Raw genomic sequence first — 19,149 nt, 5'->3', positions numbered from 1 at the left:
TGAAATATTGCAATGCAGATCCAAAACTTTCAGGTTTTATCACCCTGAGATCACAGGTTGTTCCTGTATTCAATAAAACTGTGGTTTTAGTATTACCCCTCACAATTACAGATTTTACATCCTCGAATTTAACAAACATTTTCATAATTTTTTCTGGGTTCCATGATATCACCAGTATGTCAATATCCCCAACAGTTTCTTTCATTCTTCGTATTGATCCAGCTATTGCACATCTATCGGCAAGATTTGCAGCTGTGAGATACCATATTATTTTTCTAGCCTCAGCAAGGCCAGTTCCCAATAGGATTTTTCCGCCAATAGAATCCAGCAAGGATATGCTTTTTAATATTAATTCCTCACTTTTTTCTCCGAATCCAGGTATATCGCGTATTTCATGGTTTTCTGCAGCCTTTTTAAGCTCCTCAACATTTTTAATGCCAAGTGTATTGTAAAGTATTATGGCTTTTCTGGAGCCAAATCCCTCTAACCTCATCAGGCCATTGAAGTCAATAGGATATGCATTTTTTAATTCTTCATATTTTTCTATTTTTCCAGTTGTTAAATATTCTACAATATGGGAAGCAAGCCCTTTTCCGATTCCTGGTATTTTAAGCAGGCCTTCAATGCCCTCCCTTTTATAAATAATCGAAACATCCTCTGGCATAGATTCAATGCTGCGGGCAGCCCTCTGATATGCCAGTGCTTCAAACTTTGATTTCTCATCCATGCTCAATATATAATATAAATCGTTAAACATATCTGCAATTTCCTTATTCTTCATAATGAATCAATAAACATTTAAATTATAAACTTATGGCTTTCCTGTTTTGCAACAGTTATCCATAAATGCCTTTCACTTTATTCCATGTCAGGCTCAATTGTTTCCCAGACCAGAGATATCCTAGGTCACAAATGTTAAAAGGAACGATAGCCATTAAGATACCTGTGGATATGTTTATACCAATTCATTATTGAAATTCGGAATATCACAGATAATAGTTTCTGTACAGGCTTGAGGAGATTAACAACATTTTCAGCAGGAAATAGCCTCCAGGGCATCATAAAAATTAAAGGTATTGTGGAACCTGTAGGCAGGATTTGCACAAAGAATCAAATCACAATGAATGATTTTAATTCCCTGTCTTAAAAGGGAAAATTTATAAATATGCATTATGGTTATTGTTTTATGGAAGTTAAGAATTATTTCGATCTTTCCGTTGACATCAGACCGAATATGCCATGTTGGCCAACAAATCCTCTTGTAAGGGTCGATCCAGTAGGACTTCTGGCAAGGGATGGATATACCGTTGAAAGATACGAATCGGTAACGCATACAGGAACCCATATGGACGCACCATATCATATGATAGATGGTGCAAGAACAGTTGATAAAATACCATTGGAACAGATAATCGGGCCAGGGTATTGTATAAAACCAGAGATAGAAGGGACTGAAATTCATGGTTATGCGCTAAAAAAAATATGGAAACCCGAGTATGACGGTAATATCATACTTATCAATACGGGATGGGACAAAAAGAGATCTTATACAAAAGAATTTCAATACGAATTTCCGGGATTAGCAGATGATTCCGTAGAATTTATTAAAGCTCATAAACCAAAGCTTCTGGGGATAGATTCTCTGGGGATTGATCCATACTCTCACAGTGATTTTAGAGTTCACAAGGCTCTTCTGGCAACAGATATGGCTTTTATAGAAGATTTGACCAATCTTGATAAGTTAACTCCGGGGAAAGAGTACTTTATAATGGCTTTGCCGTTGAAATTAAATGGTGCAAGCGGTTCTATGGCACGTGTGGTAGCACTGGAAATAGCATGAATATTCGCAATTCCTGATAGATATTGCATGAAGAAATATATAGAAACATCAGAGACATTTTATACCAGCTAAGGTAGAAAGTCTCACTTTCAAGGATGGAAGCTGGTCTACAGACATAGCTTCAATTTCTACTCTCGGATACCCTGGAATGGCTCTTCCTATTTTTTCATTTGCATCTTTTATTCCATATTCTCTTTATTTTTGTATCAGGATTAATACATTTATCAATTATAAGCTGTGTACATTGCAGTGGCATGCTTTATCTAACACTTTTTGAATGGGTTTGATATTACAGTATCCATATCATTTCTGCGGATTAGCCAGGGCATAACTAATACAGCAAATTAATTGGTATTCTCATTATTGTGCGGTGTATCATGGATAATATTATTCTGTCCATAGCAAAAGAAAAACTTTTCGCTCACTTGAGTTTAATATAAATTTTTAAATTTTATGAGATATTTGTATTATTGCAATTTTTCGTCATTTATATGTGAATTTAGCCACAAAATATTAATATTATGTATAGTTTATTTTTTATGACTCAGGTTAACAATCCTCAACAAGATAAAAGAGCCTACAGGAAGGACATCGGGCTATGGGGAGTTATAATGCTAGCACTTGGAGGAATACTAGGCCCAGCTATTGCCTATGCACCGGTATATACACTGGCTTATGCAGGGCCTTCAGGAATTCTGGCATGGCCAATAGCTATGGTAATGATAATTCCAATAGGACTGGTTTTTGCAGAGCTTGGAACCACCTATCCTAAAGCCGGTGGTGTTGCATATTACCCCACAAAAACAAATGGACCAGTTGTCGGAGCATTGAATGGTTGGGCATCAATGGTAGGGTATCTTTTTGTCGGACCAATTATAGTTTTTGCCGTAGTAGAATACTTAAGTTTCTATTATCCTCCACTTTATAGTAATGGTACTCTGACATATTTGGGCATAGCAGTAGCCGAAATAGTACTGGTATTAGTTTTTGCAATCAATGTTATGAGAATAAAACATATGGGCCAAATTAACCTTATACTCACAATAATCACCCTGCTGTTGATAGGTATTGTCATAATTACGTTAGCATTCTATTTTAAACCATCAAATCTGGTATCAAGTGCCGTGGGAGGATTTACACCATACGGATTCACTGGACTATTTGGTGCAATAACATTAACTGTATTCGGCTATGGTGGTTTTAGGCAACCTATTGATTATTCAGAGGAAGTTAAAGACCCTGGGAAAAGTATACCCATAGCAATAATAGCGGCTCTGATGATATCCGGATTAGTATTCACTTTAGAGTCTCTTGTGTTTGCCGGGGCAGTCAATTTTTCAAAATTTCATGTTAACAGTGGAAATTGGGCAGCCTTTTTCCATTACAGTGCACCCTATGCATCCATATCCCAGATATTAGCATTACCCGCACTTGTTGTTGTGGCTATAGTGGTGGCATTGATTGCCACTTTCAAGGATGGCGTCATATATTATGGAAGCACAGCCAGGGTTGGAGAAGTGCTTGCGAGGGATGATAGATTCCTTCCAAAACTTTTTGATAGAATGAGCATACGTGGTGTTCCTATCTATTCCATTCTGCTTGTGTTGGTGGTCACAATAGTTTTAGTTGCACTGGGCAGGTCTCTTGCCACAATTATAGGCATTATGGTTGACGGATTTCTACTTTCCTATGCACCAGGAGCTATAAGCCTCATGGTATTCAGAAAAACAGATCCTGATACAAAAAGGCCATTCAAGCTTCCATTTGCGCATATTTTTGCACCAATCTCCTTCATTATTGCCAATATTCTTGTGTATTGGTCTGGATTTGCCGCTGTAGAAATTATTATACCACTTGATCTTGGAGGGCTTTTCTTGTTAATCATTTATAATCATTACAATAAAATCGAAGGTAAACTTGCGTTATACGGTATTTGGATGCCTGTTTATCTTCTATTTGTCCTGTTTATGTCATACATTGGTAGTGGTTTCTTTGGTGGAAGGAATTTCATTATCTTTCCCTACGATTCTCTCCTATTCATAGTAGTGACCGCAGTATTCTACTTTGTTGGGGTAGCTCTAGGGATCAAAAGTGTAGAATATCAAAAAAATAAAAATAATAATATAAAAAATATAGCTAATGATTAAAATAATTGATATTATTTAGGTTCTCACGTGAATCTTTTAACGTTTTTTGAATGTAATTTTTAATACATTATTAATTACATTACTGGATAAAAGTGGCATGGTCAGACAAAAATTTATATATGGTCAGACGTTTACATTATTATGCATAGAAAGAAGGTAATAATAGATGTGTTAATGGTATCTATCTTTATGGCAACTGCATTTGTTCCTGTGGCTGATAATTTAAATAATAGTAGCAATTTATCATACATTCCTGCTTTGAAAAATAATACAGCTAATAAAATATCCCTATTTCATATTAAACCTTCAGGGAAAGCATATAATTTTAATAATAATGGCATAATTTTTTCAGGGAATGATCCATTTATAAAGTTAAATAACAGATATTATTCATCACAGTGGTCAGTATTGAATAAAAATTTTAACAGGGAAAAATTAAAGGTACTTGGAAATAAAATGATAAACAATAAGGCACAGAATTCTGCTGTTGAAACACTTAAAAATAATAATGTCAGTGTGGCATACATATATTCCTTTTATGGCAACAGTGTCCATGCAAGCATGGCCATAAAGAATTTAAATAATTCAACATTCAATTATACAGTACAGTTTAATGCAATACTGCCATCAAATAATATCATAGAATTGTCAAACAATCATAGCATAAATAAGAACTTTAATTCTGTCAATGGAATCACCCTTATGAATATACGGAGTACATACAACCCATTAATGTTTGGTAATATTATGATAAATCCATTGAATTCAATGCCTTCATCAACAATGATAATAAAGGACGGCAACTATGCAGTTTTAACTATGCAATACCATATAACCCTGGCAAAGGATGAAACATATACAATAGACCCTGCAATAACAGATGCTTCCGATTCATCCGGTGCATCAAACTGTGTTACCTATGGCAATATCACAACCGGTTTAAGTACTGGTGGATGCGTATTTGATTCAAATGGTGCTGAGGTTGGTGAGATAACAGAAACTGCACAGACTCCTGAATATTTGGCCCCGTCCGGTAATACATTTTACTTCCGTATTGATTCAACTTTCAGTCCCACATCGTCGTCCTATAATGTTAACTGTATAGAACAGAAAATGGTGGATAATAATGGAGGCAATGACAATTTTAAAGTACACAGTTACAAGAGTTACCTGCAGGACCATCAGAAAAATTGTGTATCAAGTATGAAGACAGACATAAATGCAGCATTCAATTTCCTCAATGTAATACTGGAGATTGCCGGTGTATCAATACCAAATCCATTCTCCTTATTTGGAAGTGGCACTGATGTGTCTGCTGGAAGTGTTTCCAACGGTTTTGAGATAACAGCAAATGCAGGAACTGTGACATCACCAAAAGCTGGTGTATACTGGCCATCTATATCATATGGCTATTGTACATATTTATATGGATTTATACCAGAATATCATATTAAAAACGTTCATGAATTTGGTGACTGTATAGATATGCATTTCCAGAATAATAATGGAGGCACATCGAATAATCCCTACTGGAATTACATAACATATACTAGCACATTCAAGATTATTAATAAAAACCTGAAACCCGTTGAAAATGAAAACGGCCAGTATGAAACCCAGATAAGTGAAACGTTTAAACTTGGGCAATATCAGAGAAGCGATTGATATGAAAAAATCAATAGTTAAATATTTAACAATATTCATTATAATTATAATATCATTCACAGGATATAATTTAGATACAGAACCACCTCATATAAATGCAATAAGCCAGAACCAATTAAAATCCTATAACCTGACAAAAAATCCGATTTTAGGGTTAAAATATGTTAATTTAACATATGGCAATTCCACAGCCGAATATGTTGTATATTACCAAATTCCTGACAATATATATTGTGTGGGCGTTACATTTTATAGCCAAATAATGATATATAAATTAAGCCAGAAACTAAATTTCCCAATAACAGGAATATCACTGGAGATAAAAAATATTAACCTTGAAAATCGTTCTTCCCATTATTCGATAGAAGAATATTCCTCTCGCAAAATGCATGTATATGGCAATAATACTATGGGAATAGGTATGGCGAATTGTCTTTCAACAGTGGGTAATACTTCAGTATCTGTGTCATTCGACATTGTACCAGTATATAATATCTATATATACCATTTCAATGGAAAAGAACAGTATTTCCAGTATAATTTTACTTTAAAGGGAACAAGGATTAATTAATTTAGTATGAGTAGAGGAATTAATATGAAAAAATCAATAATTAAATATTTAACAATATTCGTTATAATTATCATTATAATATCATTCACAAGATATAATTTAGATACAGAGCCACTTCATATAAATACAATAAACCAGAGTCAACTTAAAAGTGATATAAACCATCCTGAGATTTTGGGAATAAAATATGTTAACTTAACATATGGTAATTCCACAGCCGAATATGTTGTAGATTACCATATTCCTGGCGACACATATAACGTGAGTTCAACATTTTATTGCTGTATAAATATATATGAATTAAACCAGAAACTAAATTTCCCAATAACAGGAATATCACTTGTGATAAAAAATATTAGCCTCGAATATCGTCCTTTCAATTATTCGATAACAGGATGTTCCTCTCCCAAAATGCATGTATATGGCCACAATACTATGGAAGTACCTATGGCGAATTCTCTTCTAACAGTAGGTAATAATTCATACTCTGTGTCATTTGACATTGTACCAGTATATAATATCTATATATACCATTTCAATGGGAAAGAGCGGTATTTCCAATATAATTTTACTTTAAAGGGAACCAGGATTAATTAATTTAATCTCTAGTATAGTATTCGAGATAACTTTATAAAATGTATTTCTGTGCTTCATTATGTGCAAAAGTGGATCTATAAAACTAAGGGGCATCGGACTCCATGAAATTGAGGAAATGAATAAAGGAAGAGCAGAAAAGAGGAAAGATGCTGTAGAGATTTATTTTGGTAAATGAACTGCATGAAGGAAAAACGTTCCAGAAGCAGCAAAGACTGATGGGGTCGTTAAGGTAATCGTCTATGAATGGTTGAAAAGATAGTACGAATCAGATTATGATGGCCTCATTCCAAGATTTGCAGGTGGAAATCCTGGAAAACTTTCAACGGAACAGAAAGATGAACTTAAGCCATTGCTTGATGCAAAGGACATTATGGAACATATATAAACAAAGTTCAATGTTGAATATTCAGTGAGGCAGATAAGAAAAATGCTGAAAAACTTCGAGATTGATTTTGTAAAACTATGCTATGCAAATTACAGGAAACTAGATGATGCATATGAAAAACTAAAAAAATAGGTTTAGTTGATTGAGTTGCTCCTTTCAAGAAATCTGCCATAATAAAGAACGCATCAAAGTTCAGGGCAAACATCTTTGGTTTTTATACATTCAACGATAAAGGTACAGTAAACATATGCAACAAATTTAATTTTATAGTTTATAATGCCTGAATACTATATTTTTTATGCTGTCCATGAAAACCATCCAAATAAATGTTATTCCAATGCTGATCAGTATAAATTTTAATGGAATTGCAGTTACCAGTATGCCATAATAGGATATTGCTGAGATGACTATTATATCTAAGATACTGGAAATGAGAAGAACCCTCGAAGGCATTGAATTAAAGAATCTTTTCCTTTCCCTTACCATATAAACGGTAAACTGTCCCGAGAATACGAGCATATCAAAGATAAATGTGTGTATCTCGTTCATTCCCATTCTTGCCACTAATCCGATGTAAAGGAACACAAAACCCTCTACTACAAGGAATGCTGAGAGTATAACTGATGAATAGATAAGAGACCTTACGTTCCACTTTTCTGGCTTTATAGAATATCCCACATTGTCCGTGGCTATGGACATGGTTACAAAGTCATTGGCAAAAATAAGAAGGATAACATCGAATGGTGTGGTAACAAAAAATCTTACCACAAAAAATGAAAGGGTAAGGAAGAATGCAACCTGGATCGTTTTCATTATTTTATTCAGTGTGTATGTCAGCATCCTCTGGTAAATTCTTCTGCCTGACTTTATCCCGTCCACAATATCTGTAAGCCCGGGATGGGTGAGAACCACACTTGCAGACGCCTTTGCCACATCCGTTGCCGATGCAACCGCCACACCAAATTCTGCCTGTTTCAATGCTGGTGAATCGTTTACGCCGTCGCCAGTCATGCCCACAATATGCCCTGATTTTTGCAGGGCCTTAACTATATAGTATTTATCCTCCGGGAAAACCTCGGCAAAAACGGAACAATCAGATGCACCTGTATAGTTACTCTTTATGGTGCTGGTGTCACAGAGTTTCTTGTCCAGACCGATCTCCCCTGCAACCTCCTCTGCAATGAGTGTATTGTCCCCCGTAATCATTACTGGGGATACATTAATTTGCTTAAGCTCGGAAATAAGTTCCTTCGAGTCTTTTCTCGGTGGATCATATAACGGTATAATACCCTTAATTTCCAGTGTTTCTGATCCTACTGCCACGGTAATTATCCTGAATCCCTGAGAAGAGAAATATTTGACATCATCCTCGTATCCGTCAGGAACGGTGCCGGACAACTGATCTATGACCTGTGGTGCACCCTTAACTATTCTTATGGATTTGCCATTTTCTTCTATAATTGCCTCAGTACGTTTAATTGCGGGATCGAAGGGAGTGAACCCGCTTCTAGTAGAATAATCTATTTTTATGGATTTTGATTCTGCATAGTCCAGTATGGCATTGTCAATAGGATCCTCGCTTTCCCTTTCCGATGCATATGAGGCGTACTTGATTAATGCCTGTTCATCTTCACTGTAAACCTTGGGTGTTTTTATGGTAAGCCTGTCTTCTGTGATAGTGCCGGTTTTATCCATGCATAATGTATCCATGGATGCTGCATCCTCTATAGCTGACAGTCTTGTGACTATTTCTCCACGCTTTGACATGTGAAGTGCTCCAAGCGCCATTGCTATTGTGAATGTGGCAGGTAGGGCCACAGGTATTGATGCAATTAATACTACAAGGGCGAAAGGTATCACATCGCTAAGGCTTACCCCCTGATAAATGGAAAACAGTATCAGGGCTACAACAAGAATAGTATCTATTCCAATCAGATACTTGACTATTCTCATAATGAGCTCTTCTATGTGCGATTTTGTTTTTGCTGCCGCTACAAGCTCTGTTGTTTTCCCAAAATACGTCTTAGACCCTGTTTCGACTGTGATACCGTTGCATTCACCTCTTTTTACAATGGAGCTGGAATATATGGTGTCCCCTTTTTTCCTTGTTACTGAAAGTGACTCTCCTGTGAGTGCGGACTGGTCTATTTCCAGTTCGTTGTCTATTATTACAATATCTGCCGGAACCACATCTCCAAGCCTTAAATGGACAATATCCCCGGGAACAAGAAGCCTCGCCTCAATAGGGTTCCACTTTCCATTTCTCAAAACTCTCGCCTGGACTGAAAGCTTTTTCTTTAACAGCTCCACTGCGTTATCAGCCTTTGATTCCTGGGTAAATGATATTATGCCGTTGAATACAAGCAGAAAAAGTATTATTACTGTATCGTCATATTTGCCCAGAACAAAGGTTATTATTATTGTAAATTCCAGCATCCATGGAATAGGCGCCCAGAATTTTTTCAAAAATTTAAGCAAGAAATTTTGTTTCTTCTCTGCAACCTCATTATAGCCATAGGTTTGCAATCTGGACTCTGCATCACTGTCTGAAAGCCCCGAAGGAGAAGAATTTAACTTTTTAAATAAATCATCCAGTGAAATTTCCTCTGGTTTTGCCATTAAATCCGTTAATTATAGCTATACTGCATTTAAGTTTATTGAAAAATATAAAATTATTCAAAAATAAGTAATATTATAAATCGTTGATTATTTTCTTGCCGGGATTGCATTTATCGGGGGTACTTTTCTGTTTGAAATGAATATTGTGGAATTTGATCCATATCTCTTGAACAGGTAAAGGGCAGAGAATATTACAGGTACTATGAGTATAAAGAAAGAATAATCATACCCTATAAATTTCACAATATAACCGAATACCAGTGGTATAATCATGAAAAGCACATTATTATATGCCATAAAATATGAATTTGCGGCACTTCTCTGCTCTATAGTTGTACCCCTTGCAATCATTATTGTGGACATGGGAAATATTGAGCCGTGTGGTATGCCCAGAACCATCATTACCAGGAGAAATGATGTGAATGTGGTAAGAAACGGAAACATCATCATTGAAAGGCCTGTAATTATTATTGAAATTATAAGTGGAATCTTAATATGTTTTAATGGATGTATTGTCAGCACAATTCTTGTAAGGAATGACACTGAAAAGAAATATATGTACGGGGAATAGGCAACTGCTCCTGAAACGTGAAAACGTGCTATTGCATAAAGTGTAAGGAAAACGCTCAATGCTGCAAATGGGACATTGTAGGTTGTTATTGTAAGTATGCTTGCCTTCAAGCCATCATTTTTCATGACATTTGCATGTGTTTCATTTTTTGTGTCTGGAAATTTAATCATTGTTGAAACTATTACCCCAGCAACGACTACTGGTATGAAGAAAAGAAAGACATCCCGGTAGTTCACAAAGGTAAGAATGTAATACTCTATAGTGGGCCCCAATATTAAACTCAGGCTTAAACCGACGGAATAAAGTGATATTAGCCTCTCACGTTCTTTCTGGTCTTTCAGGAGCGTTGAAGATGTGATAAGATTGGGCATCATAATACCGTATGCCAGTCCTGCAAGTGCTGATATTGCCCATATTGTTATCCCGTTGGCAAAATAATATGATATAAGGGAAAAAAGTATTGCAAAATTTGCTCCTATAAAGAGGTGCCTTCGTATTCTGGAATTTAACCGGGGATTGATGTAAAACGTAACAGTAAATGTGAAGAGGTAGATAACTGCAGATATTATACCAACAAGAAATCTGGAGAAACCCAAATCTATCTTTGCCAGCAAGGGAACGGTGGTAATTATCATATTATTTGTGGCCCTCATTGAGAAGGTCATTATGATAACAGTGATAGCCAGATAAATAAAACTAATATTCTTTTTCTCCATAAATACCTATTTTCAGATATTACAGAATAATATATAAATATTTACGTGACAATTATATATCTCTAAAGTATTTATGAATAAAATATATTCATGCTTATATTCCTGAATGAAATATATTATAATGTCAAACATCCTTATCATAGACGGGGACGAAAGTTTTGGCTTTAGATTTGCCAGGGACTACGGGAATAGGGATGAAATACAGTTGCTTTATCCACTGAAGGGAATTGAAAATTTTTTGGAATCGTTAATGGAACTCCCAGATAATTATGATTTTATAATAAATAATTTTGATATACCATTTTATTCCAAAAGTACTAATTTTCTGGAAATGAATTTTAAGATCCAGGAATTTGTCAATGAAAGGTTTCATGCAGGAAAGAAAGTATTGTTGTCAAGCCAGTTAGTCTATTCCTCATCAACATTGCCAAAAAATGAAAATTATAAAACAGTACCAGAAACTGAATACGGCAAAACAAAGATTAAGGCTGAGCAGGCAGTTAAGCAGAATGACCATTACCTTATAATAAGAAGGGGAATGACATACGGGAAATGTACATACAATATTTATACTGATATACTCGCTGCCATAAGAAGCAAAATGCCAGTAAAACTTAATAACAACATTATATTGAATCCAGTGCTGAATTCCGATCTTTCTCTTATCGCATATAAGGTAATGAAAAATATGGACAGGCAGATTATAAATGTAGCCAGCGATGAAACAATGACGCTTTATGAATTTGGTTCAAGACTCTACAGATCATTCAATGATAACGCATGCCCATTTATAAAAACCTATACAGGAAAAAATCTCGATTACCGCATGGACATGTCTATGATTCATAAACTGTATAATTTAGAATTTACAGGCCTTGAGGACATTGATTTTATGGATTTTTTGCCCAGATAGGCACCAGTATTAATGTATCAGGCAGTTCAAGAACATTTTAGTTTTAAAATTACTATATTGAAGTTATAAAATTTTTATAAGTTTCCACAGTAATGGTCTAACGGATTCATAATATATACTAAAGCGTGCATGTGTTTCTTCTTCACCAACTTTTATTGTTATTGCATCAGGATTGGCGATAAATGAATCCTCATCTGTATTGTCATCGCCGATAATTATGGCTGGCCGATTCCTGTTTCTGGTGGATCTGATTGCATTGCCCTTATTGACATGGGGAATTCTTAATTCCATAATATCAATTCCACAGTATAGATCCAGTTTATAACGGCATGCAAGAAAATTGGCAATCTTATGTATAAGGGAAAAATATTGTGAAGAGCGTATATTTCCCAGGTGGAACATAACACCGCCGGTTTTGTTGTACATTTTCAAACCCGGAAAACGCTTCTCCAGGTAGAGATTCTCTGTGTATATTCTCTTAAATAAATCAGTATACATATTGAACTTCGGAATTACAATAGTCTCACCACTGATATGAAATACAGATCCATGAAGGCCTATGATGTTGTAATCACCCAGAAATTCTACTATGTCCTTAACTTCCCTTCCTGTGACAATATAGGTTTCCAGTCTACAGTCAAGAGTGGCAATTAATTTTAACAGATCGGAATCTGCCTGGTTTATTTCAGGGTGCTTAATTATAGGCACAAGTGTGCCGTCATAATCCAGAAAAAGTTGCGGTGCCATGGGCATTATTTCGGCAATGCCATGAATTATTTCATTTTCAGAATGCATCATATTGCCGTCCTGCCACATTTATTATTCTTTTATACCACCAGTCGCTATTCTTTGACTGGACGTACTTTTTCAATTTTTCAAGCCTGGCTCTCCTCTCAGTTTTATCCATTTCCATTGCTCTAACTATGGAACTTGCCAGTTCATTTATGTTATTCGGATTTACCTTTAATGCCCCCTCCATGCCTTCTGCGGCACCAGCAAATTTAGAGAGTATCAGTATTCCATCTTTTGTGGTGGCCACATATTCCTTGCAAACCAGATTAAGTCCGTCAATTAATGGGGTTATTAATGCTATATTGCCCCTCGCATATAATGATTGCAGAGATCTTGATGATATTTTTCTGTACATATAAACTATAGGAATCCACGAGGTTGTGCTGTAAAGGCCGTTGACCTTTCCCACTTCCATCTCAAGTTGATTTTTTATTTTCTCATATTCTGGAATTCCCGTCCGGCTTGGTGTCACATTCATTATATAAACGAATTTCCCGATTAAGTCCTTTCTATAACCTAGAATTTTTTCTATGGCTCTAACACGCTGTATCAGCCCTTTAGTATAGTCAAGCCGGTCTATTGAAAATATTATGACAATTTTATCTTTTTTTGATACTTCCGCTTTATGCTTTGAAGGGGAAAACATTTTTGTGTCTATACCCAGTGGTATAGCCAGTGATTTTAATCCTTTCGGCAACTTTATTTTCTCATATTGCAGGGTCCTGAAAAAATTTTTTTCATATAATTTTGTATGGAATGTCAGCAAATTCGATTTTGACATACTCTGTAACAAAAATTTGCCCTCAGGCAATATGCTGAAGAATTCCGGGGATACCCATGGTATGTGCCATGAAAATATTATATAGTTGTGTAAATCCATAGTTCTCAGTATTGATGGAACCATCATAAGCTGGTAGTCATGAATCCATATTACGGTTTCTGGATATGCCTTTTCTTTAATTTTTCTTGCAAATTTTTCATTTGCTGTATAATAATGTTTAAAACCCGTGGAATCAAATTCTATGTTATCTCTAAAATAATGAAACAGTGGCCATAAAACCCTGTTTGAATAACTGTTGTAAAAGCCAATTTTCTCCTTTTTTGTCAGGAATATTCTATCTATTGTGTATCCTTTAATAGTTTCTTCCGGGTGCATTATGTCGTTTTTTCCGTCACCCCAGCATACCCACGTGCCACCATATCGTCTCAGCACTGAGTCCAGAGTTGTGGCAACTCCCCCTACATTTGGTACCAGAATCTCCCCGTTTGCCGAGTACCGGTAAGAGAACGGTGCCCTGCTTGTCACAACAAGAAGTTTGCTCATATTGCTATAATGCGCTATTCAATTAAAGTTTTATGACTTGCAGGCAACTATGAGGATTTCTTCCTTAATGCATTGTCCAATTTAATTGCTGCCCTTATAACGCCAAGATGGGTAATTGCCTGTGGAAAGTTTCCCAGCATTTCCTCGCATCCATGGAAATCTATTTCCTCGGAAAAGAGCATCAAATGGTTTGAATGCCTCAATATGTTTTCGAATGTTGCCTTTGCATCTTTAACTCTTCCCAGCAGTATCAGATCTTCAATATACCAGAATGAAAGCAGTAGAAATGCATTGTCATGGTCCTTTAATCCATCATCATTTAAATACCGGAGAAACATTTCACAGGGATTCTTAAGGTCATGTTCTACTTTGGCCAGAGTGGAAACAAAACGTGGGTCGCCTGCACTGATGAATCCTGTCAATGGCATCCTCAGTACTGATGCATCTACCTGATCACTTCCATAGTACTGGGTAAAGGCCTTTACTGCCGGATTATACCCCTTCTCCATTATTTCAGCTCTTATCTCGTTTTCTATTCTGTGCCATTCTATGTAGGGAGCACTATAGCCTAATGCCTTTCCCATTTTTATTGCACGGTGGAATGCTGTCCAGGAAATAAATTTGGAATACAGATAATGTTTTGGTTCAGACCTGAACTCCCATATGCTGGAATCCGGGTATTTCCATATTTCTTTCAGGGTGTCAAGGATTTCAATTATAAAATCCCAGAGATATGTGGTTACAAGTCCTCCAGCCTCCTGAAATCTGAATACTGCATCGACTATTGATCCGTACTGGTCTATTTGTAGTTGTTCCGATGCCTTATTTCCTATTCTTACGGGACTTGAGTTCATATAGCCGGATAGATTTACTGTTTCTTCGCCGATCTGGCCGTCACCGTTAATGGAATATATTGTTTTGACCTTTCCATCCCTCTGAACTGTGGACATTATATCATAAAGAAATTTTGTAGCCTCGTCTTTTAATCCAATAAGGGAGAGTGATTCTATTACATAGGCAGTATCCCTGATCCATGTATATCGATAATCCCAGTTCCTTTCTCCACCCAATGTCTCAGGAAGGCTTGTTGTGGGAGCTGCCACCATCATTCCAGTGGGCTCATAAAATAGCCCCTTTAATGTGAGTGCGGACCTCAGTACATAATCGTAGTATAAACCGCTATAATTTATTTTATCTGTCCATGTCCTCCAGTATTTTCTCGTCTCATCTATTCTGTCATATGACCCGTACTGTTTCACATTTCCTATTTGCCTTATGCCACTCAATATTACAACCCATTCATATTCATCTTTCTTCATGGTTATCTGATTATATACCCGCCCATCCCCTTTCTGGAGTTTAAGATTTGTAGAGATGCCCAGAGTACTGTTTTCTGATGAAAATAGATAACCATGTCTGTTTTCATGAATCTTTGCATGGGAAGATCCAAAATTAAAATCCGGTTTCAGGTCTAATAATATATCAACATCTGAATATGGTGCTTCGATAAATCTATGTATCTCCGGAAAAGTTATAGTACTGTACCATGAAACAGGAAGAAAATCTGTCAGTCTCAGTATTACATGGCCATCTTCAATGAATTCTGTTATGAGTATATTGGTTGATTCCTCATAATACTGGTTCACACTACACTCTTTTACAGGTTTAGTTTTAAAATATCCACCATTTTTTGAGTCTAATATGGAGTCAAAAACAGGATTTGAATTAAAATTTGGGAAACATGCCCAGTCTACTGTTCCGTCAATGCCTACAAGTGCAGCCGTTCTGTTGTTCACAATGAAGCCATGGTTGGCAATTTTGAGGTAATCCAAATTATATGCCTCCCTTAGATCATATAGTCCCCTGTACGTACTCATTGCAAAATAAAGCGATATAAAATATAAAGAGTTTACTAGAAGATAAATATATATAATCTAATAAACGATGCGGAGTGGTTGGGAAACAAGTCCGTCCCATTTAGATTCTGATATTTGCTTTAACAGTCACTTTTTATGGCTTTGATTTTATTCAAGCGGCTTTATCTTTTTTACAGTTATCTTGAATGGGAAAACTGTACTATATAATATCTGACAGAATAAATTTTTGATCTACTGGTTAGCTTGGGGAGGATGTCACAATAAAGATGGAGCAAATTTCATAGATGCATCAGAAATTCGAGGCAAACAGATTTATAACAAAATGCATTATATTTATATGAGACTAAGTTACCATAAGCTGAAAATACCACTTATAAGCCCTTTTACAACCAGTTTTGGCACAGACGTGAACAAGGATGTTTATGTATTCACACTTGAACATAATGGGATAACAGCCTATTCAGAAAGCGTGACAGATGAAAATCCATTTTATGGCTCGGAGGACAATTATACTGTAATCCACATTGTGCAGAAATATCTCGCCCAGATAGTAAAAGATCTCCCAGAACCACAGGAATTCAATAAAAAAACCATGTTTATAAAGGGAAATAATATGGCCAAGGCCTCCATGGAGATGTTATTATACGACTATCACGCAAAGGTTAAAGAAAAACCTCTGGCAGAATATATGGGAAAGAGCAGGGGGTATGCAAATGTCGGTATTTCACTGGGAATGGATGATATAAATGTTACACTTAAAAAGATACAGGATGCACTTAACCGCGGATATAAAAGAATAAAGGTTAAGATAATGAAGGGCAAGGAAACTCAGATACTTGGCGCAGTAAGGGATCAGTTCCCTGATATAACCCTGAGTGCAGATGCAAACAGTGACTATACAGAAAAGGACTTTCAATTAATTAAGAAAATAGATAGGTACGACCTGATATATCTTGAACAGCCACTTTACCACGATGATATTATTTATCACTCAAGGCTTGCAAAGGAAATATCCACACCATTATGTCTTGACGAATCCATCACATCCCCTGAAAAAGCTCAAAAAGCCTTCGAAATGGAGGCTTGCAGCGTTATAAACATAAAGGAAGGCAGGCTTGGCGGAATAGGCAATTCTATCAAGGTCATGGATATAGTAAAGAATTTCAAGGGGCATGTATGGATTGGTGGAATGCTGGAGACAGGAATTGGAAGATCGTTTAATGTTTCCATGGCCTCATTGTCAGATATAGATTATCCAGGCGATACATCACCAAATGACAAATACTTTACACATGACATAGTTAAAAATCCTTTTACTATGGAAAATGGAACTATTAAGCCTAATATGGGTTACGGAATTGGTGTCGAAATTAGTGAAGAATATCTGAAAAAGTATACAGTTGAAGAGGGTTTTATTGTATGAAGGACATACTTGAATATTTCAATGCCCAACAAAACAATATGCTGTCAGACCTGAAGGCGTTTATTGAAATGGAAACACCATCCACAGACAAAAAATTACTTGACAAATTTGCGGATTATATGGCAATGTATATTGAAAATAATTTAGGTGTCAAACCGGAAATCATAAAATCATCAGATGCGGGAAATAACATACGCCTGTTCATAAGGGGAAAATACGATAACCAGGTACTTTTACTGTGCCATTATGATACTGTTTTTCCCGCGGGAACATTGAAATCCAGGCCATTTAACGTAAAGGATGGAAAAGGATATGGGCCGGGAATATTTGATATGAAAGCAGGCCTGGTACAGACACTCTATGCATTAATAGCACTTATCAAGAAAGGTGGGCCGAAATACAGTACCGTTCTCCTGATTACTTCAGATGAAGAGATAGAATCGGGTTCCTCTAAGGACATCATTATTGAAGAAGCAAAAAAATCTATTCTCACTCTGGTAATGGAACCTTCAATGGATGGGGCACTGAAAACCGAGAGAAGCGGTGTGGGAACTATTACCGTAAAAATTCATGGGAAGGCTGCACATGCAGGACTTGAGCCAGAAAAGGGGATAAACGCAATCTATGAAATGGCATATATGGTGCCTGTTATTGAGAAACTGAACGACAGGGAAAAGGGCACATCCATAAATCTCAATGTGATAAATGGCGGTGGCAGATCCAATGTGATCCCTGATTTTTGCCAGGGTATAATGGATATAAGATATAAATTGCCAGAGGAGTCGGACAGAATTATAGAAGCATTGAAGGAAGCACCTATCAGGATTCCCGGTTCCAGAAGAGAAATAGAATATAAATTGAGGCCCCCATTAGTAAAAAATGAAAACTCAGAGGAACTTTTTTTAAGTGTCAGGAAGATAGGTGAAGAAATTGGGCTTGATCTGAAGGAGGCTTCTGTTGCCGGTGGAAGTGACGGAAATTTCTGTTCTTACTATTGCCCGGTAATTGATGGTCTTGGTGCTGTCGGTGGGGGGGCTCACTCTGATAATGAGTATATTCTGGTTAATCAAATTCCAGAAAGAACCGCACTCCTGTATCTTATCCTGAAGAATATTGAAAGTCCGGGTGGTAATTTATAATATTTTTTCCATAATTTCTGTGTCGATCCACTTGTTGTTTAATATTCCCTGCTCATGCATGATGCCAACAGTTCTAAACCCATGGTTAATATAAAGATTCCGGGCATGTTCATTCCCTGAAATCATTGTCAGAATTATTTTATGGAAACCATTTGTTCTTGCCTCCAATATACCCTGATCCAGAAGGTTGCTTCCTAATCCATGGCCTCTGTAACTTCTTTCTATGTATATGGAAATATCGGCAACGAACATGTACGCCTTTCTCTGGCTAAAAGGATTCAGAGAAAGCCAGCCCACAATTTTTCCCTCATTGTCTGCAACAATCACTGAATATCTTGGATCGCGATTGGATAACCAGTTTTTCACCCATTCTGCACCCCTCTTATCGATCTCAAGGGTGGCAATCCCATCATCTATTCCCTGATTCCATATGGCACCTATAAAAGTGGCATCATGACAACTGGCTTTTCTGTAAGTTATGCCGTTATACATGACATGTCAACTTAATGGGATATTTATTTTTATTGATAAACATCTTAAAATTCAGTCTTCAGTTTCATCAATTATCTC

General features: G+C 36.4%; 15 protein-coding genes. 8 read left to right on the top strand and 7 right to left on the bottom strand.

The genetic code is table 11. The annotated features are described in order from the left end of the window. On the bottom strand, positions 1–781 hold a 781-nt coding region (locus tag AMDU4_RS03815; protein WP_290704116.1), incomplete at its 3' end, for a helix-hairpin-helix domain-containing protein. 405 nt (positions 782–1,186) lie between these two features. On the opposite strand from AMDU4_RS03815, the gene AMDU4_RS03810 reads away from it, so the two are divergent. The 5 genes from AMDU4_RS03810 to AMDU4_RS03790 all read left to right on the top strand — a co-directional run bounded on the left by AMDU4_RS03810 (position 1,187) and on the right by AMDU4_RS03790 (position 6,820). After that, complete coding sequence (locus AMDU4_RS03810; protein ID WP_021786661.1) at positions 1,187–1,840, top strand: cyclase family protein; 654 nt, start codon at positions 1,187–1,189, stop codon at positions 1,838–1,840. 539 nt (positions 1,841–2,379) lie between these two features. Continuing rightward, entirely contained in the window at positions 2,380–3,987 is a 1,608-nt protein-coding gene (locus tag AMDU4_RS03805; protein ID WP_021786660.1) for an APC family permease, read from the top strand. A 141-nt stretch (positions 3,988–4,128) separates the two neighbouring features. Continuing rightward, complete coding sequence (locus AMDU4_RS03800) at positions 4,129–5,652, top strand: hypothetical protein (RefSeq protein ID WP_021786659.1); 1,524 nt, start codon at positions 4,129–4,131, stop codon at positions 5,650–5,652. A 1-nt stretch (position 5,653) separates the two neighbouring features. Further along, complete coding sequence (locus AMDU4_RS03795; RefSeq protein WP_290704113.1) at positions 5,654–6,223, top strand: hypothetical protein; 570 nt, start codon at positions 5,654–5,656, stop codon at positions 6,221–6,223. 24 nt (positions 6,224–6,247) lie between these two features. Continuing rightward, entirely contained in the window at positions 6,248–6,820 is a 573-nt protein-coding gene (locus AMDU4_RS03790) for a hypothetical protein (protein WP_290704110.1), read from the top strand. Positions 6,821–7,469: 649 nt separating this feature from the next. On the opposite strand, the gene AMDU4_RS03785 is transcribed toward AMDU4_RS03790, so the two are convergent. After that, on the bottom strand, positions 7,470–9,824 hold the full coding sequence (locus tag AMDU4_RS03785) for a plasma-membrane proton-efflux P-type ATPase (RefSeq protein ID WP_021786655.1): 2,355 nt from the start codon (positions 9,822–9,824) through the stop codon (positions 7,470–7,472). Between the two features lie 87 nt (positions 9,825–9,911). Beyond that, positions 9,912–11,111, bottom strand: a complete 1,200-nt coding sequence (locus AMDU4_RS03780) for an MFS transporter (protein ID WP_021786654.1) — start codon at positions 11,109–11,111, stop codon at positions 9,912–9,914. Between the two features lie 121 nt (positions 11,112–11,232). Between AMDU4_RS03780 and AMDU4_RS03775 the strand changes: the two genes are divergently transcribed. After that, on the top strand, positions 11,233–12,024 hold the full coding sequence (locus tag AMDU4_RS03775) for a sugar nucleotide-binding protein (RefSeq protein ID WP_290704106.1): 792 nt from the start codon (positions 11,233–11,235) through the stop codon (positions 12,022–12,024). A gap of 63 nt (positions 12,025–12,087) precedes the next feature. Here the strand turns inward: AMDU4_RS03775 and AMDU4_RS03770 are convergent, their stop codons facing one another. Genes AMDU4_RS03770 through AMDU4_RS03760 form a run of 3 tightly spaced genes read right to left on the bottom strand, consistent with a single transcriptional unit; the run spans position 12,088 to position 16,017 of the window. Continuing rightward, on the bottom strand, positions 12,088–12,819 hold the full coding sequence (locus tag AMDU4_RS03770) for an HAD-IIB family hydrolase (RefSeq protein ID WP_290704103.1): 732 nt from the start codon (positions 12,817–12,819) through the stop codon (positions 12,088–12,090). After that, positions 12,809–14,140 (bottom strand): trehalose-6-phosphate synthase, encoded by a 1,332-nt coding sequence (locus AMDU4_RS03765; RefSeq protein ID WP_021786651.1) that lies wholly within the window; start codon positions 14,138–14,140, stop codon positions 12,809–12,811. The genes AMDU4_RS03770 and AMDU4_RS03765 overlap by 11 nt, the downstream gene beginning before the upstream one ends. Before the next feature lie 47 nt (positions 14,141–14,187). After that, a complete protein-coding gene (locus AMDU4_RS03760) occupies positions 14,188–16,017 on the bottom strand; it encodes a glycoside hydrolase family 15 protein (RefSeq protein WP_021786650.1) in 1,830 nt (609 codons plus the stop codon). A 337-nt stretch (positions 16,018–16,354) separates the two neighbouring features. On the opposite strand from AMDU4_RS03760, the gene menC reads away from it, so the two are divergent. Continuing rightward, positions 16,355–17,440 carry an o-succinylbenzoate synthase gene (gene menC, locus AMDU4_RS03755; protein ID WP_290704100.1) on the top strand — a complete coding sequence of 362 codons (1,086 nt, stop codon included), beginning with the start codon at positions 16,355–16,357 and terminating at the stop codon, positions 17,438–17,440. Beyond that, positions 17,437–18,579 carry a M20 family metallopeptidase gene (locus AMDU4_RS03750; protein ID WP_021786648.1) on the top strand — a complete coding sequence of 381 codons (1,143 nt, stop codon included), beginning with the start codon at positions 17,437–17,439 and terminating at the stop codon, positions 18,577–18,579. The genes menC and AMDU4_RS03750 overlap by 4 nt, the downstream gene beginning before the upstream one ends. Here AMDU4_RS03750 and AMDU4_RS03745 read toward each other — a convergent pair. Next, positions 18,574–19,071, bottom strand: coding sequence for a GNAT family N-acetyltransferase (locus tag AMDU4_RS03745; RefSeq protein ID WP_021786647.1), 498 nt, complete (start codon positions 19,069–19,071; stop codon positions 18,574–18,576). The two genes, AMDU4_RS03750 and AMDU4_RS03745, sit on opposite strands and share 6 nt — an antisense overlap. Positions 19,072–19,149: the final 78 nt, after the last annotated feature.

Source organism: Ferroplasma sp. Type II, from assembly GCF_000496155.1.
This window is presented reverse-complemented; position numbering and strand designations above follow the sequence as displayed.